Source organism: Citrobacter sp. RHBSTW-01044 (genome assembly GCF_013781945.1).
GTDB lineage: Bacteria > Pseudomonadota > Gammaproteobacteria > Enterobacterales > Enterobacteriaceae > Citrobacter > Citrobacter braakii.
This window is the reverse complement of the sequence record NZ_CP056180.1, coordinates 928,866-950,635: the sequence shown is the minus strand read 5'-3', so window position 1 is coordinate 950,635 and position 21,770 is coordinate 928,866. Positions and strand designations below refer to the sequence as shown.

Sequence of the window (21,770 nt, the reverse complement as noted above, 5' to 3'; positions counted from 1 at the left end):
CTTCCTCCAGGAGAAATAGATGGAAAACACTCAAACCAGCACTATCGTTACGGGCCAGACCCGCAGCGCATGGCGCAAGACAGATACCATGTGGATGCTGGGCCTTTACGGCACGGCGATTGGCGCGGGTGTATTGTTCCTGCCGATTAACGCAGGCGTAGGCGGTATGATTCCGCTGATCATCATGGCGATCCTTGCTTTCCCAATGACCTTCTTTGCACACCGCGGCCTGACTCGCTTCGTGCTGTCCGGTAAAAATCCGGGTGAAGACATTACTGAAGTTGTAGAAGAACACTTTGGTGTAGGCGCAGGTAAACTGATTACCCTGCTCTACTTCTTCGCTATCTACCCAATTCTGTTGGTCTACAGCGTAGCAATCACCAACACCGTCGAAAGCTTCCTGACCCACCAGCTGGCAATTACGCCGCCGCCGCGCGCAATCCTGTCTCTGATCCTGATTGTCGGCATGATGACCATCGTGCGTTTCGGTGAGCAGATGATCGTGAAGGCAATGAGCATCCTGGTATTCCCGTTTGTTGCCGCCCTGATGCTGCTGGCGCTGTACCTGATCCCTCAGTGGAGCGGTGCCGTTCTGGAAACCCTGTCCTTTGACTCTGCAGCAACCACCGGCAACGGACTGCTGTTGACCCTGTGGCTGGCAATTCCGGTAATGGTGTTCTCCTTCAACCACTCACCGATCATCTCCTCCTTCGCCGTGGCGAAGCGTGAAGAATACGGTGATGAAGCTGAGAAGAAATGCTCTAAGATTCTGGCATTCGCTCACATCATGATGGTGCTGACCGTTATGTTCTTCGTCTTCAGCTGCGTATTTAGCCTGACCCCAGCGGATCTGGCTGCAGCGAAAGAGCAGAACATCTCTATCCTGTCTTACCTGGCAAACCACTTTAACGCGCCGATCATTGCCTGGATGGCACCGATCATCGCGATTATCGCTATCACCAAATCCTTCCTCGGCCACTACCTGGGCGCACGTGAAGGTTTCAACGGCATGGTGATTAAGTCTCTGCGCGGCAAAGGCAAAACCATCGAAATCAACAAACTGAACAAAATCACTGCGCTGTTCATGCTGGTAACCACCTGGATTGTGGCGACGCTGAACCCAAGTATCCTCGGTATGATTGAAACCCTGGGTGGCCCAATCATCGCGATGATTCTGTTCCTGATGCCGATGTATGCAATTCAGAAAGTACCGGCAATGCGTAAATACAGCGGCCATATCAGCAACGTCTTCGTTGTGATTATGGGCCTGATCGCTATCTCCGCTATTTTCTACTCTCTGTTCAGTTAATTCCCCTGCGCCGCTCCTCGGGGCGGCGCACCTCGATACACAATGGACGCCTCATGATTAGCGTATTCGATATTTTCAAAATCGGCATTGGCCCTTCCAGCTCCCACACTGTTGGCCCGATGAAAGCAGGCAAACAATTCACGGATGACCTGATTGCACGCGGAATTCTCACTGACGTAACCCGCGTAGTGGTTGATGTCTATGGCTCTTTGTCTCTGACGGGGAAAGGTCACCATACCGACATCGCGATTATTATGGGCCTGGCGGGTAATCTGCCGGATACCGTAGACATTGATGCCATCCCGGCCTTTATCCAGGATGTGAATACTCATGGACGTTTGCTGCTGGCGGACGGTCAACATGAGGTCGAGTTCCCGGTCGACAAGTGCATGAATTTCCATGCGGACAATCTGTCCCTGCACGAAAACGGGATGCGTATTACCGCACTGGCGGGCGAAAAAGCCATTTACAGCCAGACTTACTATTCCATTGGCGGTGGGTTCATCGTTGATGAAGAACATTTTGGTTTACCGAACAACTCTCCGGTAAACGTGCCGTATCCGTATAAATCTGCGGCTGATTTGCAACGTCATTGCCAGGAAACCGGCCTGTCACTTTCCGGTCTGATGATGCAAAACGAACTGGCGCTGCACAGCAAAGAAGAGCTGGAACAACACTTCGCCAACGTCTGGGACGTCATGCGCAGCGGGATTGAGCGCGGCATCACCACCGAAGGTGTATTGCCGGGCAAACTGCGCGTTCCACGTCGCGCGGCGGCGCTGCGTCGTATGCTAGTCAGCAGCGACAAAACCACCACTGATCCGATGGCGGTTGTTGACTGGATCAACATGTTCGCGCTGGCCGTGAACGAAGAAAACGCTGCCGGTGGACGCGTGGTTACGGCGCCAACTAATGGCGCATGCGGGATTGTTCCTGCCGTGCTGGCGTACTACGACAAGTTTATCCGCGAAGTGAACGCTAACTCGCTGGCACGCTACATGCTGGTCGCGAGCGCCATTGGTTCGCTGTACAAGATGAACGCCTCTATCTCTGGCGCCGAAGTGGGCTGTCAGGGTGAAGTCGGCGTTGCCTGCTCCATGGCTGCGGCCGGTCTGGCTGAACTGCTGGGCGGTAGCCCAATGCAGGTGTGCATCGCGGCGGAAATCGGTATGGAACATAACCTGGGTCTGACCTGCGATCCGGTTGCCGGTCAGGTGCAGGTACCGTGCATTGAGCGTAACGCCATTGCTTCGGTTAAAGCAGTGAACGCCGCACGTATGGCGCTGCGCCGTACCAGCGAACCGCGCGTGTGCCTTGATAAAGTCATCGAGACCATGTACGAAACCGGTAAAGACATGAACGCCAAATACCGTGAAACATCTCGCGGCGGTCTGGCGATGAAGATTGTCACCTGCGATTAAGTCCCACCACGTTTCAGAGTCTGTAGGCCGGATAAGGCGCTCGCCGCCATCCGGTCTACGGATAACGCTATTTCGCAACACTCGCCTCCCCTCGCCGTGAATGTTACCCTACAAACTTATTTGTTAGGGAGAACACCGTGGCCGTCCACCTGCTCATTGTCGATGCACTGAACCTTATCCGCCGCATTCACGCCGTACAGGGCTCACCCTGCGTAGAGACGTGCCAGCACGCGCTCGATCAGTTGATTGTGCACAGTCAGCCTACGCACGCCGTGGCGGTATTCGATGATGAAGCGCGCAACAGCGGCTGGCGTCACCAACGGTTGCCTGACTACAAAGCAGGTCGCCCCCCGATGCCTGATGAATTGCACCAGGAAATGCCCGCCTTACGCGCCGCTTTTGAACAGCGCGGCGTCTGCTGTTGGGTCTCCAGCGGGAATGAAGCCGATGATTTAGCCGCAACCCTGGCGGTTAAAGTGAGCCAGGCGGGACATCAGGCTACCATCGTCTCAACCGATAAAGGCTATTGTCAGTTGCTCTCCCCGACGCTGCGTATTCGTGACTACTTCCAAAAACGCTGGCTGGATGCACCGTTTATTGAGAAAGAGTTTGGCGTGCTGCCGCAGCAGTTGCCTGATTACTGGGGACTGGCCGGGATCAGCAGTTCGAAAGTACCGGGGGTTGCAGGTATTGGTCCCAAAAGCGCCACGCAGCTGCTCGTACAGTTTCAACATCTAGAAGGCATTTACGCGCATCTTGATGAAGTACCGGACAAGTGGCGCAAAAAACTAGAGATGCACCAGGAGATGGCGTTTCTGTGTCGCGATATCGCACGGCTGCAAACGGACTTACATATCGACGGAAACCTGCAGCAATTACGGTTGGTGCGATAGGTCTGTTGCCGAATGGCGCTGTGCTTATCTGGCCTACACGTCGAACACCCCGGTAGGCCGGATAAGGCTTTCACGCCGTCACGCTGAAAAATTACCAGGCGGTGTGGTACAGCTCAACGATATCCCCAAGATTCGCTTCACGGGGATTTCCCCCGGTACAAACATCGTCAAATGCCGCCTGCGCCAGCGCAGGAATATCCTCTTTACGTACGCCAACATCGCGTAAATGCAGTGGGATCCCTACATCGCGGTTAAGGGCGAAGACGGCATCCACTGCCGCTTTACGTGCCTCAGCCAGCGTCAGTCCTTCAACCTTAACTCCCATCACCCGGGCGATATCGCGAAATTTTTCCCCGGTGAATTCGGCGTTATAGCGCATCACGTGCGGCAGCAAAATGGCATTTGCTACGCCGTGCGGCGTGTTATAAAACGCGCCTAACGGGTGTGCCATTCCATGCACTAATCCCAGACCAACGTTGGAAAAGCCCATCCCTGCCACGTACTGGCCCAGCGCCATCGCTTCCCCGGCCTGGGTATCGCCCGCAACGGAACCACGTAATGCCCCGGCTATCATTTCAATGGCTTTAATGTGCAGCGCATCGGTAAGCGCCCATGCAGCCCGCGTAATGTACCCCTCAATAGCATGGGTCAGGGCATCCACTCCGGTGGCAGCTTTTAGCGCCGCTGGCATGCCGTCCATCATGTCTGCATCGATGAACGCTACCTGTGGGATGTCATGGGGGTCGACACAAACAAACTTACGCCGATTTTCTTCGTCAGTGATCACGTAGTTAATGGTCACTTCCGCTGCCGTTCCCGCGGTGGTGGGGATAGCCATAACCGGCACGCTCGGGTTGCGCGTTGGCGATAACCCTTCAAGGCTGCGTACATCCGCAAACTCAGGGTTATTATTGATAATGCCAATCGCTTTACAGGTATCCTGAGGGGAGCCTCCGCCGATGGCGATCAGATAGTCTGCGCCGCTTTGCTGAAAGACACCCAACCCTTCCTGCACCACCGCAATGGTTGGGTTAGGAATAACGCCTGAATAGATTTCCCATGCCAGACCAGCAGCATCCATTCGGGAAGTCACCTTATCGACAACGCCGCACTGCACCAGATTTTTATCAGTCACAATCAACGCTTTGCGATAACCACGACGGATGACTTCATCGGTTAATGCACCAACAGCTCCCCGGCCAAACCATGCCGTTTCGTTCAGAATCATTCTGTTCGCCATCGTATTTCTCCTTTTCGCTATGCGAAATTACTCTTCAATGCGTAATCCGTAAGATTTGAATTTCTCCAGCACAATGGCGATCTCCTCGTCATCCAGCACCGGCACCGGGTCAACAATCGCCAGCGTGCTCAGATAAAGGCGGGCCAGAACTTCCACTTCATGCGCCAACCACAGTGCTTTTTCCAAATTCGCTTCACAAGCAATCAACCCATGGTGCTGTAAAAGCGTTGCCTTACGGTTTTTCAGGGCGACGCTCACATGCTCTGACAGCTCTCGTGTACCAAACGTCGCATAAGGCGCACACGGAATAGAGTTCCCCCCAGCCGCCGCAATCATGTAGTGAATTGCCGGGATAGGGCGATTAAGAATAGAAACGGCCGTGCAATGTACGGCATGGTTATGGACAACCGCATTGGCATCGGGACGCGTCTGGTATGCCGCCAGGTGAAAACGCCATTCACTGGAGGGTAATTGTCCTTTATCATATTTCCCGTCGTTATCTACATACACGATCATATTTTCAGTAAGTCTTTCGTAAGGAATACCGCTGGGCGTGATCAGCATCCCATTTTCATAACGCGCACTCACATTTCCCGCCGTCCCCTGATTCAATCCAAGGCTGGTCATTTCAAGGCAGGTTTCAATGATTTCTCGCGACAAACGCATTCTTTCCATAATGATTCTCCGGGTACAGTTTCCCCTCGTCTTTATTGCGAAAAATGCAGCCGCAGAGTAAGACGGGTCAGGTTTCAGATACAGGCAGCCACTGAACGTATATATTCAGGTTCAGTAGGCCGATTTATTTATAGCGGCGTATTAAGGTTGTCTTACGCGCTTAATAAGTTTCATCTCAACTTTTACAGTTTCTTTAATTGGCTGGTCATCAATAGCACTCATCATCATATCGAACGCTTTTTCCGCCCAAACATTTTCATCCTGCTGCATTGACCAGACATTATTGGCGAGGAATCCCAGCATTGGGTGTTCATCGAATGTCCCAATATTAATTTCAGGTGGAATTGTGCCAAAACGATTACGAATAGCGTTAATGGCCCCCTCCAGTACGGGTAATGATGAGGCGATAAATGCCTGTGGGCAGCCCTGTTCGCCGATCAACTCATCCATCAGTCGATAACCCCCCTCGGGCGTGTTGTCCGGCCCTTCGCGCACCCAATCGCTATGCAAAATACCATTATTGTTCAATGCATTAAGATAACCTTGCAAACGGTCGCCGATGCTGGGTAATCCGGTATCTCCCACCAAAAACCAGATCGGCGACTTTCCAGCGTCAAACAAACTTTGCGTCAATTTTTCGCCGCCCAAAATGTTATGGCTTTCTACCAGAGCGTTATCGGTATACTTAAAATCACGGTCAAGTAACACCATCGGTTTTCTGACCTGACGTAAATGGTGCTGCTGATTCTCTAATGTTGAGGGAACAATAAAAAGGCCATCGACATTGCGAGCTATTAACGCTTTGGTCAGTTTATTTTCGTAATCAACATCGTCATAGGTACAGCTAATCGTTAGCTGATAACCGGAACGACGACAGCGTTGCTCAAGTTTTTCTGCGAGTGTGGCAAAAAACACGTTGGAAATATTGGGCACAATCAATCCCAACGTATCCGTTTTATTCAATTTCAGGCTGCGTGCTGAATGGTTAATGACGTAACCATAGCGCTCGACATATTCATTAATACGCGTTTGGGTTTTGACACTGATTCGATATTGCTCTGCTTTCCCGTTCAGCACCAGTCGTACGGTCGTAACCGATAAATTCAGATCGCTGGCTATCTGTTCTACTGTTTTAGCCATTTATATGCCCCAGTTCACATCCAAAAACGTCAATCTACAATCATAAAAGTATTTTAAACTTTTGTCTTACTGCATAAGTTGGTTAATCGCCTGCTGCTGATCCCACATCATCAGATAAGCCTGATATTTGCGGTCATAGAAGTTCCGCCGTGCCAGGTTAGTCTTAATCACCTCGCCTGATCGAACCATCGCCTGGCATGCAGATGGAATATTTTCCCACGCGCCGCAGGCAACCGCGCCAGTGATGGCCGCCCCTAACGTCACCGCATCCTCTTCCTGCATCAGATGAATATCGCATCCGGTGGCATCGGCATATTCTCGCAACCACAGTGGGTTATGCGTTGCGCCGCCGCACAGCGTCAGTCGGGAAATGGTGTGACCGTTTTCGCGCATCACTTCCATAATATGCCGCGTACCGCAGGCGATCGCCTGTAATGTCGCCAGGTACAGACGAGCAACCTGCATCTCGCCTCGCTCAAGAGTCAAACCGCAAACACTCCCCCGGGCATCGGGTCGCGCGCGCGGTGAACGATTGCCGTGGTGATCGGCCAGCACATGCAAATAACGACCAGGCTCTGGCTCCAGCGCCTCAAGTGCGGCAACCCATTCATTAACTAAAACGATGGGATGGCAACCCCGCGCCTCAGCCTTGTGAAATAGTGCCGCGCTGGCTCCTGACTCCTGAAGTGTCCAGTCGACTAACGCCCCAGCGGCACTTTGCCCCCCTTCTGTCAGCCAGTAGCCTGGCAGCATGGCTGACCAGTACGGCCCCCATACACCAGGTGTATGAATCTCCTGCTCACTGCACAGCATATGGCAATTTGACGTTCCGCTGATCAACGCCAACGTCCCCTCAGGCTCAACACCGGCAAGCGCTACTCCGCCCGCATGGGCATCAATCATTCCGCTGGCGACGACCACTGCAGTCGTCAGCCCCAGCGCCTGGGCCGCATCGGCGCTAAGCGTTCCAACGGCAGCGCCTGGCGGCAGGATCCGCGACGGGATTTTTCCCAACAAATCCGTTAGCTCAACAGCGTCAAGCAGGGAGTGGCTAAAGCGTTGTTCATGTGCCAGATAGTTCCATTTACACGTCAGCGTGCACAGACCAGCAACATCACAGGCGGTAGCTTTAGAGACCAGAAAGTCCGCCAGATCGTAGAAGCGATACGCACTCTGCCAGGTGGCTGGAAAATGGTTTTTCAGCCACAGTACTTTAGGAAGCTCCATTTCGACGCTGACTTCACCGCCAACGTAGCGCAGAGCCGGATCCTGCGTGGCGTTTATACGTTGCGTCTCCTGCGCCGCACGATGATCCATCCACATGATGATGTTATGGTCTGATGGCTCGCCTGGCGAAACTGCCAGACCCCGCCCCTGTTCATCCAGTGCCACCAATGAACAGGTGGCATCAAATCCCAATGCGCGGATCTCCTCAATGCGAACCCCGGATGACGACACCGCCTCCTTCACTGCATGGCAAACCTGCTGCCAGATTTCTGCAGATGACTGCTCAACCCGCTCAGGACCGGGTCGAAACTGCGAGATGGCGTGTGTCGCAAAAGCCAGCCGTTTGCCACTGGCATCAAAGACACCAGCCCTGACGCTGGCGGAACCGACATCCACACCGAGGAAATATCCACTGCCCATAGTAACTCCCTGACGCTGGCGAATGATGGGGCGAGCACGTCGCCCCAACGGTGTTATTTTTTACCGAATGGGTGTAACAGCTTGTCAATTTCCGGGGTGTCAATGTTCTTCGCATTAACGAATTTAACCGGAATATCAATTTCTTTCGGTACAGACTGACCCGATACCGCTGCATTTAGTGTCTTGATACCCTGGTAGCCAATCTGATAAGCGTCCTGCACGACAAAGCCCTGAATGACCCCAGACTTCAGGAAAGCAATGATTGCCTCGGTGCTATCAAAACCAATCACTTTCACTTTGCCTTTCAGGTTTTGACTATCAATGGCGTTTGCTACGCCCAGCGTTGAGCCTTCATTGGTGCCATAAATCCCTGCAATATCAGGGTTGGCCTGGATCATATCGATGGTTTTATCCATCGCTTTTTGCGGATCGCCATCGCTGTACTGGACCGGTAGCACCTGGATTTCCGGGTATTTCTCCTTCATGCGGGCAATAAACCCTTCCGAACGCTCAATCGCTGAGGAGGTCCCCGCTACGTGCGCAATAATGCCCACTTTACCTTTGCTGCCCACTTCCGCTGCCAGTGCATCCGCCGCTTCAGCACCGGCTTTACGGTTATTCGTGGCGACAAAGCTCACTGGAATATCGGAATTCACGCCGGAGTCAAACGTCACAACTTTAATGCCGCGTGAATTTGCGGTCTCAACTAATGGCGCCAGCGCATTGGCATCTAACGCTGCCAGCAATAGCCCATTGGGTTTTTGCGCCATCGCGTTTTCAACTAGCTGAATCTGCTCGGCAATCTGAGTTTCATCCGCCGGGCCAACATAGCTGGTTTTATCACCCGACTCTTTTGCTGCCGCTTCCGTCCCCATTTTTACGGTTTGCCAGAATTCATGCTGGAAACCTTTACTGACCACCGGAAGGTTCATATCTTTAGCCAATACGCTGGATGTCATACAGGCCAGCAGGGATAACGCATAGACAAAATTCCTGGTTCTCATTGTTTTACTCCGTTCTGAGTGAGTCACCCTAAACGTCAGGGTTATGATGCCCCGTGACTTCCGGGAGCGTAAATCAACGAATTTTTTTGCGTAATGTATCGAGATAAACCGCAGCAATGACCACCACGCCCATGGCCACCATTTGCCAGAACTGGGAAACCCCCATCAGGTTCAGACCGTTTTTCAACACGCTCATAATGAATGCGCCGATGATAGTCCCGCCGATGGTGCCAATTCCTCCCATCAGGCTCGTACCGCCAATAACAACCGCCGCGATGGCTTCCAGTTCATAACCCACGCCAACCGTTGGCTGACCAGAGTTCAAACGTGAGGCCAGAATAACCCCGGCGATCCCGGTCAGCAGACCACAAAAGGCGTAGACGAAAATTTTGACGCGTTGAACTTTAATACCGGAAAGGTGTGCGGCCACCTCATTGCTACCCACAGCGTAAACATAGCGACCAATCACCGTTTTCTTCAGGATGTAGGCGGCGATTAGCGCCACCACCACCAGGTAAAAAACGGGATAAGGCAACACATCGAACAGACGTCCCTGGGCCAGCATTTTGAAGGTGGGGTAATCAGCGAAATAAATCGCACGACCATCTGTCATCACCATATTGATGCCTCTGACGGACATCATCAGGCCCAGCGTGGCGATAAAAGGCGGGATAGTCATTTTGGTGACCAGCAGACCATTGATATAGCCGCATAATCCACCGGCCAGCACCCCGGCCAGAATACATACGGGCAGAGGCAATCCCAGCGTGGCGCTGATGCCTACCGCAACACCCGAAAAGGCCACCACCGAGCCAAGAGAAAGGTCGATTCCTGACGTGATAATGACGAAGGTAACGCCAATCGCCATAATGCCAATCACTGAAGTTTGCAGAGCGATTGTCATGATGTTTTCAGTGTTAAAGAAAAATGGCGAACCAAAGCTAAAAAATATTACTAAAATAATCAGACTCAAAAGCGGCGCAAGGCGCATTAAAAGTTCTTTGTTAATTTTTATTTTCTTATTATTGCTGTCTGAAGAGGTTACAGAGATAGTCATAAATTAGTCCTCTAACGTCGCATATTGCATGATTTTTTCTTGTGTGGCGTCATCAGAAGCTAACTCCCCGGTAATACGTCCATTACGCATCACTAAAATGCGATCGCACATACCCAGCACTTCCGGTAATTCAGAGGAGATCATGATAATTGACTTCCCTTTTGCCACCAGTCGATTCATTAATTCATAAATTTCAAGTTTGGCACCCACATCAATACCGCGAGTGGGTTCATCAAAGATGAGAATATCGGTGTCTTTACACACCCATCTGGCAATAATAATTTTCTGCTGATTACCACCACTTAAATTCAGAGCAGCCTGTTCTAAATGTGGTGTTTTAATGCGTAGGGCTTTCACCTGTTCTTCGCTGGTTTTCTGACAACGTTTGCTGTCCACGTTGCCATAACGATCGGAATACTCAGGATAATTGCCCAACATAATATTGCGCTCAACGGACAGTCCTAATGCCAGCCCCTCTTTTTTCCTGTCCTCGGTTAAATAGCTGATACCCTGTTTGATAGCATCAGGAATATCTTTAATTACCGTCACGTTACCGTTCAGCTTGAGGGTTCCGCCATCAATGGGATCCGCACCAAAAATCGCCCGCGCCAGCTCAGTACGTCCTGCCCCCATCAGACCGGCGAAGCCCAAAATTTCGCCCTGATACAGAGTGAAATCAATATTGTTTAATACGCCATTGCGCGTCAGACCGCTTACTTCCAACACCGGTTTGCGTTGAGCCAAAGGTTCGCGGCGAGGATAGATATTGCCAAGATCGCGCCCAACCATCATGGCAATCAGATCGCTAATTTTAACCGCATCATAATCCACAGTGGCAATAAACTGACCATCCCGCATCACCGTCGCGCGATCGGCGATCAGCGCCAGTTCCTCTAATCTGTGCGAGATATAAACAATGCCCGTTCCCTGTTCTTTCAGCAAACGAGTTACCTGAAATAAGCTGTCAATTTCCGTTTCGGTCAGCGCTGCCGTCGGTTCATCCATAATAAGAATCTTGGCATTCACCGATATCGCTTTAGCAATCTCAACCATTTGTTGTTGCGCGACGGTCAGATCGGCCACCAGCGTTTCTGGAGAGATATTCAGGTTTAATTTTTGCAAAATATCGATAGCTGCCTGTCGCTGTTGTTTTTCATCCAGACGCCAGCGATTATTTTTGCAAAACTCCCTGCCAATAAATATATTTTCTTCCACCGTGAGTTCAGGGAAAAGGTTAAACTCCTGGTGAATGATGGTGATACCTGCGCTTTGTGCACTCAACGGATTCGCAAAAGTAACAGGTTGTCCCTCAAAAATAATATCCCCTTCATCAGGCTGATAAACACCGGATAAAATCTTCATCAACGTAGACTTTCCTGCGCCATTCTCACCCAGCAGCGCATGAACCTCTCCTTTGCGTAAAGCAAAATCCACATTACTCAACGCTAATACGCCGGGAAAACGTTTCGTAATATGACTCATCTGTAAAAATGTTTCAGACATTGCTGCTTTCCTCAATATACAGAAACTGCAATCAGTGAATCAGGCGCAAAACGTTGCCAGGAAGCCATCGTCACCGTTAATGCGAATACTACCTATAAGTTCATATGCGTTTTATCAATTATGCTAACTCGAGTTAGCGAAGTGCCTTTTAAAGCTATTTTAGCTACTCAAAATAGCCAAATCATTTGGTTTAAAACTGTGACGCTGAACAGACAATTTATTACAACCAATTAATTTAAAAAGGATTTATTGAAAATACCCGTCCTGGTTTATTTGACGCAGATCGAATTTTAACCACTTCTCGTGAAGCCTCTCACAGTTCCACAACAAAAAAGTTGTGCAAAAAACTCTCCAATACCTAAGCTAACTCGAGTTAGCAAAAATGGGTTATTCAGCCAACTGCGACGGTGGTGTTCAACATCCGCTTTTGCAGCACGGCATAAAGTGAGATGAGGAACCTCGAATGAACAAAAATAGCTTACCGAAAATTGGAATTCGTCCGGTGATTGATGGGCGCCGTATGGGTGTTCGTGAATCGCTCGAAGAGCAAACCATGAATATGGCCAAAGCCACTGCTGCGCTGATCACAGAGAAACTTCGTCACGCCTGTGGCGCACAAATTGAATGTGTGATTGCCGACACTTGCATTGCCGGGATGGCTGAATCTGCCGCCTGTGAAGAAAAATTCAGCAGCCTGAACGTAGGCGTGACGATTACTGTGACCCCATGCTGGTGCTACGGTAGCGAAACCATCGACATGGATCCGATGCGCCCGAAAGCTATCTGGGGCTTTAACGGAACAGAACGTCCCGGCGCAGTTTATCTGGCCGCAGCATTGGCTGCGCATAATCAAAAAGGACTTCCCGCCTTCTCTATTTACGGCCATGACGTACAGGATGCCGGCGATACCACGATCCCTGCCGATGTTGAAGAAAAATTGCTGCGCTTTGCCCGTGCGGGCCTGGCGGTTGCCAGTATGAAAGGCAAAAGCTACCTGTCCGTAGGCGGCGTTTCAATGGGCATTGCTGGCTCGATTGTCGATCATAACTTCTTTGAATCCTGGCTGGGAATGAAGGTTCAACCCGTTGATATGACCGAACTGCGTCGTCGCATCGACCAAAAAATCTATGACGAAGCTGAGCTGGAAATGGCGCTGGCGTGGGCGGATAAAAACTTCCGCTACGGTGAAGATCAGAACGCACAGCAATATAAGCGTAACGCAGAGCAGAGCCGTGCGGTGCTGAAAGAGAGCCTGCTGATGGCCATGTGCATTCGCGACATGATGCAGGGTAACCAGAAACTGGCAGACAAAGGTCGGGTTGAAGAGTCGCTGGGGTACAACGCGATTGCCGCAGGCTTCCAGGGCCAGCGTCACTGGACCGATCAATACCCGAATGGCGATACCGCCGAAGCACTGCTCAACAGCTCCTTTGACTGGAACGGCATTCGCGAACCGTTCGTTGTCGCCACCGAAAACGACAGCCTGAACGGCGTGGCGATGCTGTTTGGTCATCAACTCACCGGCACAGCGCAGGTCTTTGCCGATGTGCGCACCTACTGGTCGCCAGAGGCGGTTGAACGCGTCACGGGTAAACCGCTAACCGGCCTTGCTGAGCACGGTATTATTCACCTGATTAACTCCGGCTCGGCAGCGCTGGATGGCTCCTGCAAACAGCGCGACGGCGAAGGGAAACCGACCATGAAGCCGCACTGGGAAATCTCACAGAAAGAGGCTGATGATTGCCTGGCGGCTACCGAATGGTGTCCGGCTATTCACGAATACTTCCGCGGCGGCGGCTATTCTTCTCGCTTCCTGACCGAGGGCGGCGTGCCGTTCACCATGACCCGCATCAACATCATCAAAGGCCTGGGCCCGGTGCTGCAAATCGCGGAAGGCTGGAGCGTGGAATTGCCGAAAGAGATGCACGACCAGCTTGATGCGCGCACCAACTCCACCTGGCCAACCACCTGGTTCGCCCCGCGCTTAACCGGTAAAGGCCCGTTCAGCGATGTCTATTCCGTCATGGCTAACTGGGGCGCAAACCACGGCGTACTGACGATTGGTCACGTGGGCGCGGACTTTATTACGCTCGCCGCCATGTTGCGTATCCCGGTTTGTATGCACAACGTGGAAGACGAAAAAATTTACCGCCCTTCAGCCTGGGCAGCCCATGGTATGGATATGGAAGGCCAGGATTATCGCGCCTGCCAGAACTACGGCCCGCTGTATAAGCGTTAATGCGACTCAGGCCCGGTGGCGCAAGCTTACCGGGCCTGCGCAGTGAATTTTGTAGGCCGGGTAAGCGCTGCGCCATCCGGCTACGTTTGGGGAGCGATTATGAAACAAGACGTTATCCTGGTTCTCGACTGTGGCGCGACCAACGTGCGGGCTATCGCCGTTGACCGACAGGGAAAGATTGTCGCCCGCGCAGCAACCCCGAACGCCAGTGACATCGCAACAGAAAACAGTACCTGGCATCAATGGTCGCTGGAGGCCATTCTGCAACGCTTCGCCGACTGCTGTCAGCGCCTCTGCACGCAACTGGCCGCCTTCCATGTCCGCGGGATCGCCGTCACCACTTTTGGCGTAGACGGCGCGCTGGTTGATAAGAACGGCAAGCAGCTGTATCCGGTGATTAGCTGGAAATGCCCACGCACCGCAGCGGTGATGGAGAATATTAACCGCTACATATCACCGCAGCAATTGCAGGAAATTTCCGGCGTCGGCGCATTTAGTTTCAACACGCTGTATAAATTGGTGTGGCTGAAAGAAAACCATCCGCAATTTCTGGAGCAGGCGCACGCCTGGTTGTTTATCTCGTCGCTTATCAACCACCGTTTAACCGGCGAGTTCACTACAGATATCACCATGGCGGGCACCAGTCAGCTGCTGGACATCCGGCAGCGCGATTTTAGTCATGACATTTTGCAGGCTACGGGCATACCGCGCCGTCTGTTCCCGCGCCTGGTTGAAGCAGGCGAACAGATTGGGGTTTTGCAACCAGAGGCTGCCAGCTTGCTCGGGCTTACGGCGGGAATTCCGGTCATCTCTGCCGGACACGACACGCAGTTTGCGCTATTTGGCGCTGGAGCCCAACCAGATGAACCGGTGCTCTCTTCCGGCACATGGGAAATTCTGATGGTGCGCAGTGCGCAGGTGGATACCTCCCAGCTCAGCCAATATGCGGGTTCCACTTGTGAGCTGGATAGCCAGGCTGGACTGAATAACCCCGGCATGCAGTGGCTGGCTTCCGGTGTACTCGAGTGGGTGCGTAAGCTGCTGTGGACTGCCGACACCCCCTGGCAGACGCTGATCGACGAAGCCAGGGCCATCCCGGCAGGCGCCGAAGGCGTGAAGATGCACTGCGACCTGCTGGCCTGTCAGAATGCGGGCTGGCAAGGGGTTACGCTCAATACCACCCGTGGGCACTTTTATCGCGCCGCGCTGGAAGGACTGACAGAACAGCTGCAGCGAAACCTCCATACGCTGGAAAAAATCGGTCATTTCCAGGCCACAGAACTGCTATTGGTTGGTGGGGGAAGCCGCAACGCGTTGTGGAATCAGATCAAAGCGAATGTTCTCGGGATACCTGTCAAAGTGCTGGATGACGCCGAAACCACCGTGGCAGGTGCCGCAATGTTTGCGTGGTCGGGCATTGGGGAATTTGCCTCACCGGAACAGGCACGCGGGCAGGTACGCTACCAGTACCGTTACTTCTATCCGAAAACCGAATCCGAACTAACAGGAGTTGAGTAACATGCTCAAAACAATATCTCCCTTAATTTCGCCCGACCTGCTGAAGGTACTGGCTGAAATGGGGCACGGCGATGAGATTATATTTTCCGATGCCCACTTCCCGGCCCACAGCATGGGACCGCAGGTTATCCGCGCCGACGGTCTATTGGTCAGCGACCTGCTACAGGCAATTATTCCGCTCTTTGAACTGGACAGCTATGCCCCACCGCTGGTGATGATGGCGGCTGTTGAAGGCGATGCCCTCGATCCTGACGTCGAGGCCCGCTATCGTCAGGCGCTTTCACTGCAAACCCCCTGCCCGGACATCACGCGTATTGACCGCTATGCCTTCTATGAACGCGCGCAACAGGCGTTTGCGATCGTTATCACAGGAGAGCGGGCAAAGTACGGGAATATTCTATTAAAAAAAGGAGTAACCCCGTAATCTCTGGTCTGAATGCCCGTCAGCTACGGGCATTCATCATAAAATGAGGATCAGAACATGAAAGCGGCGCGCCAGCAGGCGATCGTAGATCTGCTTACCAACCACAAAAATCTGACAACCGAAACCCTTGCTTTGCAACTTAAGGTCAGCAAAGAGACCATCCGCCGCGATCTCAGCGAGCTACAAGCCCAGGGAAAAGTGCTGCGCAATCACGGACGGGCCAAAGTGATTCATCGGCAAAATCAGGACAGCGGCGACCCGTTTCATATGCGACTCAAAAGCCACTATGCCCACAAAGCGAATATTGCCCGCGAAGCGCTGGCATGGATCGAAGAAGGTATGGTGATAGCCCTGGACGCCAGCTCAACGTGCTGGTACCTGGCGCGACAGTTACCGGACATCAACATTCACGTCTTTACCAACAGCCAGCCCATTTGCCAGGAATTGGCTAAACGCGAACACCTTCAGCTCATCAGCTCCGGCGGTCGCCTTGAGCGTAAATACGGTTGCTATGTTAACCCCTCGCTCATCTCGCAGCTCAAACCACTCGAGATCGATCTGTTTATTTTTTCCTGCGTAGGGATCGACAGCGACGGCGCACTCTGGGACTCTAACGCGACCAATGCCGACTTCAAGTCCATTCTGCTTAAGCGCGCAGCGCAGTCATTATTGCTGATCGATAAAAGTAAATTTAATCGTTCGGGAGAGGCCCGGATTGGGCATCTGGATGATGTGACGCATATTATTTCAGATACGCCGCTGATTGAAACAATGCAGGCCGGATGAGACATTTACGCCTTCATCCGGCCTGCAATTTTACCTTATCGCTCGTCGCGACGACCACCAACAGCAGCCCACAGGCGACGGACGTGCACGGTGACTTCTTCACGGTCATGATACAGCTGACGCGCCTGAATCTGGGCATTTACGCCATGCTCGTCAAGCTGTGCCTGAATATAAGCCAGGTTTTGCGACACCTCTTCGTAGCGTTTTTTCATCGGCAGCTTGAGGTTGAAGATAGTCTCTCGACACCAGCCGTTGACCAGCCATTGCGCCATCAGGGCGGCAACCTTCGCGGGCTTTTCCACCATGTCGCAAACCATCCACGAAATATTATTGCGATTTGGCCGGTACTTAAATCCGTCTTCGCGCAGCCAGGTAACTTGTCCGGTATCCATCAGGCTTTGCGCCATCGGACCATTATCCACGGAGTAAACCCACATGTTGCGTTTAACCAGTTGATAGGTCCAACCGCCCGGGCATGCCCCTAAATCCACCGCATACATTCCGTTAGCCAGACGTTCATCCCACTCATCGGCAGGAATAAACACGTGCAGCGCTTCTTCCAGCTTCAGTGTTGAACGGCTCGGCGCATCGGCCGGGAACTTCAGACGCGGAATGCCCATGTAGAACGGGGAGTTATTGTCGGGCCAGGAATAGCCGGTATAGCAACAGCCTGGTGCGATAAAGAACACATGAACCACCGGACGTTTTGGCGTTTCATATTTTGCCAGCACGCCCGCTTCCCGCAGCGCCGCGCGCAGTGGTACGGTAAATTTACGGCAAAATTTAACCAACTCTTTGCTTTCATTGGTATCAGCAACTTCAACGCGCAGATCGCCGCCTTTCTCTACCACGCCCTGCAACATGCCGACAATCGGCGTAATGCGGTCTTCCGGCGGTAAATATTGCAGCAGTTCGCCCACCACAAACATTTGACGGGCAAAAATCAGCGAGCTAAACGGCAATTCTTTCACTAACTTTTCGGCATCGTCCTGCTGATAGCATTCGAAGATGACGTAACCCGCATTGTCTTTCACGCGGGCAAAACCGAAGATTTCCCGGCGTCCTGCTTTATCCGTAATTTCTGCGGCGCACTCTTTTTCAAAACCTGGGCGACACAACAATACAACCTTATTCATGGCTAACGCCCTTACGTTTCAATCGAATAGCGCCCACTAACATCAGCGCCCAGCCCACAAGGAAGCTGAAACCGCCGACGGGGGTAACAAACGCCCACAGGCGTAAATGCGAGAGCGCGAGGCAATACAGGCTGCCGCTAAACAGCACCGTTCCTAATGCCAAAAACACGCTACTCCAGTAAAACCAAATGCTAATGCGCCGCTGCATGGCGACGGCCAGGCCAAATATAGCCAGCGTATGGAACGCCTGATACTCGAGGCCAGTCTGGATCCACCCCATCTCAACGACACCGAGGGTTTTACTCAGAACATGTGCCCCAAAGGCGCCCAACGCCACAAAGATAAAGCCACTTACGGCGGCAAAAATCAGCATAAAACGGCTGGTCATGTGAATACCCTACGTAAATTATTGTTCATAACGAAAGCGGAATTTTTCTTGTTCCGTGGCCGCTTTCGCCAGAATCCACTGACGGAAGGCGGCTATTTTACCCAGTTCTGCCTGACTGTCATGACAAACCAGATAAAATGCGTTTTTGCTGACCAGAACATCATTAAACGGACAGACCAGACGTCCGGCTTCTATTTCGGATTGCGCCATGACGTTATTAGCCAACGCAATTCCCTGTCCATGGATAGCAGCCTGGAGCACCATGGCGCTATGGCTGAAGATGGGTCCCTGCTGTACGTTGATATGATTCAGGCCAAGCTGGCGCGTATAGGCTTGCCAGTCACGGCGCGACGCATCGTGCAATAATGTGTGTTTCGCCAGATCTTCGGGCGTCTTTAGCGGTTTATCACCGGTGAGTAATAGCGGCGAGCAGACCGGCAATAGATATTCTGCGTACAATTTTTCAACACGCAGACCCGGCCAGTTGCCACGTCCGTAGAAAATCGCCACATCAACGTCGTCAGCCAGTTTGTCTTCCTGACGGTCCACCGCCTGGATCCTGACATCGATTCCCGGATAAGCTGAGTTAAAGCTAGAGAGTCTGGGAACCATCCATTGGATTGCAAAACTGGGCAATAAACTCACAGTGAGCGCACCTTTTGCACTGCGTGCCTGAAGTTTACGCGTCGCGTCGGTTAATTGCGAAAAAATCTCTTTGATGTCGAGAAAGTAGCTTTGGCCTTCTTCCGTTAACAGCAAAGATCGATTGCGTCGACGAAACAGCTTCAGCCCCAGGAAATCCTCAAGTGACTTGATTTGATGACTTACTGCGGCCTGCGTCACAAAAAGCTCTTCTGCTGCGCGAGTAAAGCTCAAATGACGCGCTGCAGCATCAAAAACACGCAACGCATTTAGGGGTGGTAATCGTTTTGACATGACTTTTAGGCTTTGATGTTAAATGAATTTAACAATTAACCAACAGGTTGTAACCTATTAGTTTTTTTTATCTGAGCCATTATAAATTGTCCGTTGAGGTTCTACCAGCAAATACCTATAGTGGCGGCACTTCCTGAAGCCGGAACGAAAAGTTTTATCGGAATGCGTGTTCTGGTGGGCTTTTGGCTTACGGTTGTGATGTTGTGTTGTTGTGTTTGCAATTGGTCTGCGATTCAGACCATGGTAGCAAAGCTACCCTTTTTCACTTCCTGTACATTTACCCTGTCTGTCCATAGTGATTAATGTAGCACCGCCAAATTGCGGTGCTTTTTTTTGTCCGACTCTTTGTCGATGGACGACCGGTTAGTTATCCAGTTCTACCATCTCTTTCACATCGGTACGGTTAATCTGCTGTTTGTTGCCGTTAGCGTCTTTATACGAAATCATCCCCGTTTCATTGTCGGTCTGTGGCTTACCATCAGATACGATTGATCGACCATCATTGGTGTGCATCACGTAATTCGAACCAGAACAGGCGCTCAGGGCAAAAGTCAGCATACAAGCAGAGATAATTGCGGCAGTCTTTTTCATCTTTTTCTCCTTAAAGCGATTTATGCTATTAAAAACACACTCCGTAACAGGCTAAATTGCTCGCCTAACGGTATATAGCATAAGACACTGCGTGGACTTTGCCAGGATATCCAGAGTATTCCGATGGTTAGCCCCCCCCTTGTATCAGCGCCCTTTTTGCGCCACGATCGGTTTACTGAACTGAGGAATACCATGAACGCTTTTAACCCCGCGCAGTTTCGCGCGCAATTTCCCGCACTCAACGATGCTGGCGTCTATCTCGACAGCGCTGCTACCGCACTGAAGCCGCAGGCAGTGATTGAGGCCACCCATCAGTTTTATAGCCTGAGCGCCGGGAACGTCCACCGCAGCCAGTTTGCCGAAGCACAGCGCCTGACCGCACGCTATGAAGCCGCACGGGAAAAAGTCGCAAGCCTGATTAATGCGCCGGATGACAAAACAATCGTCTGGACCCGCGGTACGACGGAAGCGATCAACATGGTTGCCCAAAGCTATGCGCGACCGCGCTTACAACCGGGTGATGAGATTATCGTTAGCGCAGCAGAACATCATGCCAACCTCGTGCCCTGGCTGATGGTGGCAGAGCAAACGGGGGCGAAGGTCGTCAGGCTGCCGCTTAACGCCCATTTATTGCCAGACGTTGAAAGCCTCGCGCAACTCATCACTCCACGCAGCCGCATTCTGGCGCTTGGGCAGATGTCGAACGTTACCGGCGGTTGCCCGGATCTGGCCCGCGCCATTACGCTCGCCCATGCGGCTGGCATGGTGGTGATGGTGGATGGTGCACAGGGGATTGTCCATTTCCCCGCCGACGTACAGCAATTAGACATTGATTTCTATGCGTTCTCGGGCCACAAGCTGTATGGCCCCACCGGCATTGGCGTGCTGTACGGTAAACCGGAACTGCTGGATGCCATGTCTCCCTGGCTCGGTGGCGGTAAAATGATTAGCGAAGTCAGTTTTGACGGTTTTACCACCCAGGCTGCTCCATGGAAGCTGGAGGCCGGTACGCCTAACGTTGCTGGCGTTATCGGACTAAGCGCGGCGCTCGAATGGCTGGCGGACATTGACGTGGTGCAGGCCGAAAACTGGAGCCGGGGTCTGGCGACGCTGGCAGAAGATGCACTGGCGAAACGCCCCGGCTTTCGCTCCTTCCGCTGCCAGGACTCCAGTCTGTTAGCCTTTGATTTCGCAGGGGTTCATCACAGCGACATGGTGACGTTGCTGGCCGAATATGGCATTGCACTGCGTGCAGGACAACACTGTGCGCAACCGCTGCTGGCAGAACTGGGCGTATCCGGGACGCTACGCGCCTCATTTGCACCTTATAATACGCAAAGTGATGTAGATGCGTTGGTCGCAGCCGTTGACCGCGCGCTGGAAATATTGGTGGATTAATGACAAGCCCTCTGTTCGCCGGACACCCGTTTGGCACAACCGTAACGGAAGAGACGTTACGCAATACCTTTACCCCGCTCACCCAGTGGGAAGATAAATATCGCCAGCTGATTCTGCTGGGTAAGCAGTTGCCAGCGCTTCCGGATTCGCTAAAGGCACAGGCCAAAGAGATCGCGGGCTGCGAAAACCGCGTTTGGCTGGGGCATACCCTTCATGAGAATGGTACTTTGCATTTCTTCGGCGACAGCGAAGGTCGCATTGTACGCGGGCTGCTGGCGGTATTACTCACGGCGGTTGAAGGTAAAACTGCAGCCGAGTTACTGGCGCATTCGCCTATGGCATTATTTGACGAGCTAGGTTTACGCGCGCAGCTCAGCGCCTCGCGTACCCAGGGGCTGCATGCTCTGAACGAGGCGATTCTTGAGGCTGCCCGACAGGTTTGATGGTTGCCGGATGGCGACGCGA

General features: G+C 52.3%; 20 protein-coding genes. 9 read left to right on the top strand and 11 right to left on the bottom strand.

Translation table 11 applies throughout. The annotated features are described in order from the left end of the window. Positions 1–19: 19 nt before the first annotated feature. From HV352_RS04580 to xni, 3 genes are all read left to right on the top strand, one after another. Positions 20–1,309, top strand: coding sequence for an HAAAP family serine/threonine permease (locus HV352_RS04580; RefSeq protein WP_016154247.1), 1,290 nt, complete (start codon positions 20–22; stop codon positions 1,307–1,309). Between the two features lie 53 nt (positions 1,310–1,362). Beyond that, a complete protein-coding gene (locus tag HV352_RS04575; protein WP_016154248.1) occupies positions 1,363–2,730 on the top strand; it encodes an L-serine ammonia-lyase in 1,368 nt (455 codons plus the stop codon). A 137-nt stretch (positions 2,731–2,867) separates the two neighbouring features. Then, complete coding sequence (gene xni, locus HV352_RS04570; protein WP_016154249.1) at positions 2,868–3,623, top strand: flap endonuclease Xni; 756 nt, start codon at positions 2,868–2,870, stop codon at positions 3,621–3,623. A 91-nt stretch (positions 3,624–3,714) separates the two neighbouring features. On the opposite strand, the gene fucO is transcribed toward xni, so the two are convergent. From fucO to HV352_RS04535, 7 genes are all read right to left on the bottom strand, one after another. Continuing rightward, a complete protein-coding gene (gene fucO / locus HV352_RS04565; RefSeq protein WP_103928541.1) occupies positions 3,715–4,863 on the bottom strand; it encodes a lactaldehyde reductase in 1,149 nt (382 codons plus the stop codon). Between the two features lie 27 nt (positions 4,864–4,890). Continuing rightward, on the bottom strand, positions 4,891–5,538 hold the full coding sequence (fucA, locus tag HV352_RS04560; RefSeq protein ID WP_003034062.1) for an L-fuculose-phosphate aldolase: 648 nt from the start codon (positions 5,536–5,538) through the stop codon (positions 4,891–4,893). Positions 5,539–5,679: 141 nt separating this feature from the next. Further along, entirely contained in the window at positions 5,680–6,678 is a 999-nt protein-coding gene (locus HV352_RS04555; RefSeq protein ID WP_016154251.1) for a LacI family DNA-binding transcriptional regulator, read from the bottom strand. Between the two features lie 66 nt (positions 6,679–6,744). Beyond that, positions 6,745–8,325: an FGGY-family carbohydrate kinase gene (locus tag HV352_RS04550; RefSeq protein ID WP_181635228.1), complete on the bottom strand. Its 1,581-nt coding sequence runs from the start codon at positions 8,323–8,325 to the stop codon at positions 6,745–6,747. Between the two features lie 53 nt (positions 8,326–8,378). After that, positions 8,379–9,329, bottom strand: a complete 951-nt coding sequence (locus HV352_RS04545) for an ABC transporter substrate-binding protein (RefSeq protein WP_016157361.1) — start codon at positions 9,327–9,329, stop codon at positions 8,379–8,381. A gap of 73 nt (positions 9,330–9,402) precedes the next feature. Then, complete coding sequence (locus tag HV352_RS04540) at positions 9,403–10,386, bottom strand: ABC transporter permease (RefSeq protein ID WP_003034055.1); 984 nt, start codon at positions 10,384–10,386, stop codon at positions 9,403–9,405. 3 nt (positions 10,387–10,389) lie between these two features. Next, a complete protein-coding gene (locus HV352_RS04535; protein WP_046276142.1) occupies positions 10,390–11,889 on the bottom strand; it encodes a sugar ABC transporter ATP-binding protein in 1,500 nt (499 codons plus the stop codon). 463 nt (positions 11,890–12,352) lie between these two features. Here HV352_RS04535 and fucI point away from each other — a divergent pair, with 463 nt between their 5' ends. The 4 genes from fucI to fucR all read left to right on the top strand — a co-directional run bounded on the left by fucI (position 12,353) and on the right by fucR (position 16,856). Further along, complete coding sequence (gene fucI, locus HV352_RS04530; RefSeq protein WP_047357907.1) at positions 12,353–14,128, top strand: L-fucose isomerase; 1,776 nt, start codon at positions 12,353–12,355, stop codon at positions 14,126–14,128. A 99-nt stretch (positions 14,129–14,227) separates the two neighbouring features. Further along, on the top strand, positions 14,228–15,646 hold the full coding sequence (gene fucK, locus HV352_RS04525) for an L-fuculokinase (RefSeq protein ID WP_155574338.1): 1,419 nt from the start codon (positions 14,228–14,230) through the stop codon (positions 15,644–15,646). A 1-nt stretch (position 15,647) separates the two neighbouring features. Continuing rightward, positions 15,648–16,070 carry an L-fucose mutarotase gene (gene fucU, locus HV352_RS04520; RefSeq protein WP_019077593.1) on the top strand — a complete coding sequence of 141 codons (423 nt, stop codon included), beginning with the start codon at positions 15,648–15,650 and terminating at the stop codon, positions 16,068–16,070. A gap of 57 nt (positions 16,071–16,127) precedes the next feature. After that, positions 16,128–16,856 (top strand): L-fucose operon activator, encoded by a 729-nt coding sequence (fucR, locus tag HV352_RS04515; protein WP_016157366.1) that lies wholly within the window; start codon positions 16,128–16,130, stop codon positions 16,854–16,856. A gap of 35 nt (positions 16,857–16,891) precedes the next feature. Here the strand turns inward: fucR and rlmM are convergent, their stop codons facing one another. From rlmM to HV352_RS04495, 4 genes are all read right to left on the bottom strand, one after another. Next, positions 16,892–17,992 carry a 23S rRNA (cytidine(2498)-2'-O)-methyltransferase RlmM gene (rlmM, locus tag HV352_RS04510; protein WP_003034040.1) on the bottom strand — a complete coding sequence of 367 codons (1,101 nt, stop codon included), beginning with the start codon at positions 17,990–17,992 and terminating at the stop codon, positions 16,892–16,894. Then, positions 17,985–18,380 (bottom strand): DUF423 domain-containing protein, encoded by a 396-nt coding sequence (locus HV352_RS04505; RefSeq protein WP_003034037.1) that lies wholly within the window; start codon positions 18,378–18,380, stop codon positions 17,985–17,987. Before HV352_RS04505 ends, rlmM begins: the two co-directional genes overlap by 8 nt. Positions 18,381–18,398: 18 nt before the next feature. Next, positions 18,399–19,316 carry a glycine cleavage system transcriptional regulator GcvA gene (gene gcvA, locus HV352_RS04500; RefSeq protein WP_016154260.1) on the bottom strand — a complete coding sequence of 306 codons (918 nt, stop codon included), beginning with the start codon at positions 19,314–19,316 and terminating at the stop codon, positions 18,399–18,401. Between the two features lie 363 nt (positions 19,317–19,679). Further along, entirely contained in the window at positions 19,680–19,907 is a 228-nt protein-coding gene (locus HV352_RS04495) for a YgdI/YgdR family lipoprotein (protein WP_016154261.1), read from the bottom strand. Between the two features lie 192 nt (positions 19,908–20,099). Between HV352_RS04495 and csdA the strand changes: the two genes are divergently transcribed. Further along, positions 20,100–21,305: a cysteine desulfurase CsdA gene (gene csdA, locus HV352_RS04490; RefSeq protein WP_047414363.1), complete on the top strand. Its 1,206-nt coding sequence runs from the start codon at positions 20,100–20,102 to the stop codon at positions 21,303–21,305. Next, entirely contained in the window at positions 21,305–21,748 is a 444-nt protein-coding gene (gene csdE, locus HV352_RS04485) for a cysteine desulfurase sulfur acceptor subunit CsdE (RefSeq protein WP_016154263.1), read from the top strand. The genes csdA and csdE overlap by 1 nt, the downstream gene beginning before the upstream one ends. The last annotated feature ends 22 nt before the right edge of the window (positions 21,749–21,770 follow it).

Bases quoted from the DNA above. Each gene is read 5' to 3' on its own strand.
- HV352_RS04580 (WP_016154247.1), top strand. From the start codon at position 20: ATGGAAAACACTCAAACCAGCACTATCGTTACGGGCCAGACCCGCAGC.
- HV352_RS04575 (WP_016154248.1), top strand. From the start codon at position 1,363: ATGATTAGCGTATTCGATATTTTCAAAATCGGCATTGGCCCTTCCAGC.
- fucO (WP_103928541.1), bottom strand. From the start codon at position 4,863: ATGGCGAACAGAATGATTCTGAACGAAACGGCATGGTTTGGCCGGGGA.
- fucA (WP_003034062.1), bottom strand. From the start codon at position 5,538: ATGGAAAGAATGCGTTTGTCGCGAGAAATCATTGAAACCTGCCTTGAA.
- HV352_RS04555 (WP_016154251.1), bottom strand. From the start codon at position 6,678: ATGGCTAAAACAGTAGAACAGATAGCCAGCGATCTGAATTTATCGGTT.
- HV352_RS04550 (WP_181635228.1), bottom strand. From the start codon at position 8,325: ATGGGCAGTGGATATTTCCTCGGTGTGGATGTCGGTTCCGCCAGCGTC.
- HV352_RS04545 (WP_016157361.1), bottom strand. From the start codon at position 9,329: ATGAGAACCAGGAATTTTGTCTATGCGTTATCCCTGCTGGCCTGTATG.
- HV352_RS04540 (WP_003034055.1), bottom strand. From the start codon at position 10,386: ATGACTATCTCTGTAACCTCTTCAGACAGCAATAATAAGAAAATAAAA.
- HV352_RS04535 (WP_046276142.1), bottom strand. From the start codon at position 11,889: ATGTCTGAAACATTTTTACAGATGAGTCATATTACGAAACGTTTTCCC.
- fucI (WP_047357907.1), top strand. From the start codon at position 12,353: ATGAACAAAAATAGCTTACCGAAAATTGGAATTCGTCCGGTGATTGAT.
- fucK (WP_155574338.1), top strand. From the start codon at position 14,228: ATGAAACAAGACGTTATCCTGGTTCTCGACTGTGGCGCGACCAACGTG.
- fucU (WP_019077593.1), top strand. From the start codon at position 15,648: ATGCTCAAAACAATATCTCCCTTAATTTCGCCCGACCTGCTGAAGGTA.
- fucR (WP_016157366.1), top strand. From the start codon at position 16,128: ATGAAAGCGGCGCGCCAGCAGGCGATCGTAGATCTGCTTACCAACCAC.
- rlmM (WP_003034040.1), bottom strand. From the start codon at position 17,992: ATGAATAAGGTTGTATTGTTGTGTCGCCCAGGTTTTGAAAAAGAGTGC.
- HV352_RS04505 (WP_003034037.1), bottom strand. From the start codon at position 18,380: ATGACCAGCCGTTTTATGCTGATTTTTGCCGCCGTAAGTGGCTTTATC.
- gcvA (WP_016154260.1), bottom strand. From the start codon at position 19,316: ATGTCAAAACGATTACCACCCCTAAATGCGTTGCGTGTTTTTGATGCT.
- HV352_RS04495 (WP_016154261.1), bottom strand. From the start codon at position 19,907: ATGAAAAAGACTGCCGCAATTATCTCTGCTTGTATGCTGACTTTTGCC.
- csdA (WP_047414363.1), top strand. From the start codon at position 20,100: ATGAACGCTTTTAACCCCGCGCAGTTTCGCGCGCAATTTCCCGCACTC.
- csdE (WP_016154263.1), top strand. From the start codon at position 21,305: ATGACAAGCCCTCTGTTCGCCGGACACCCGTTTGGCACAACCGTAACG.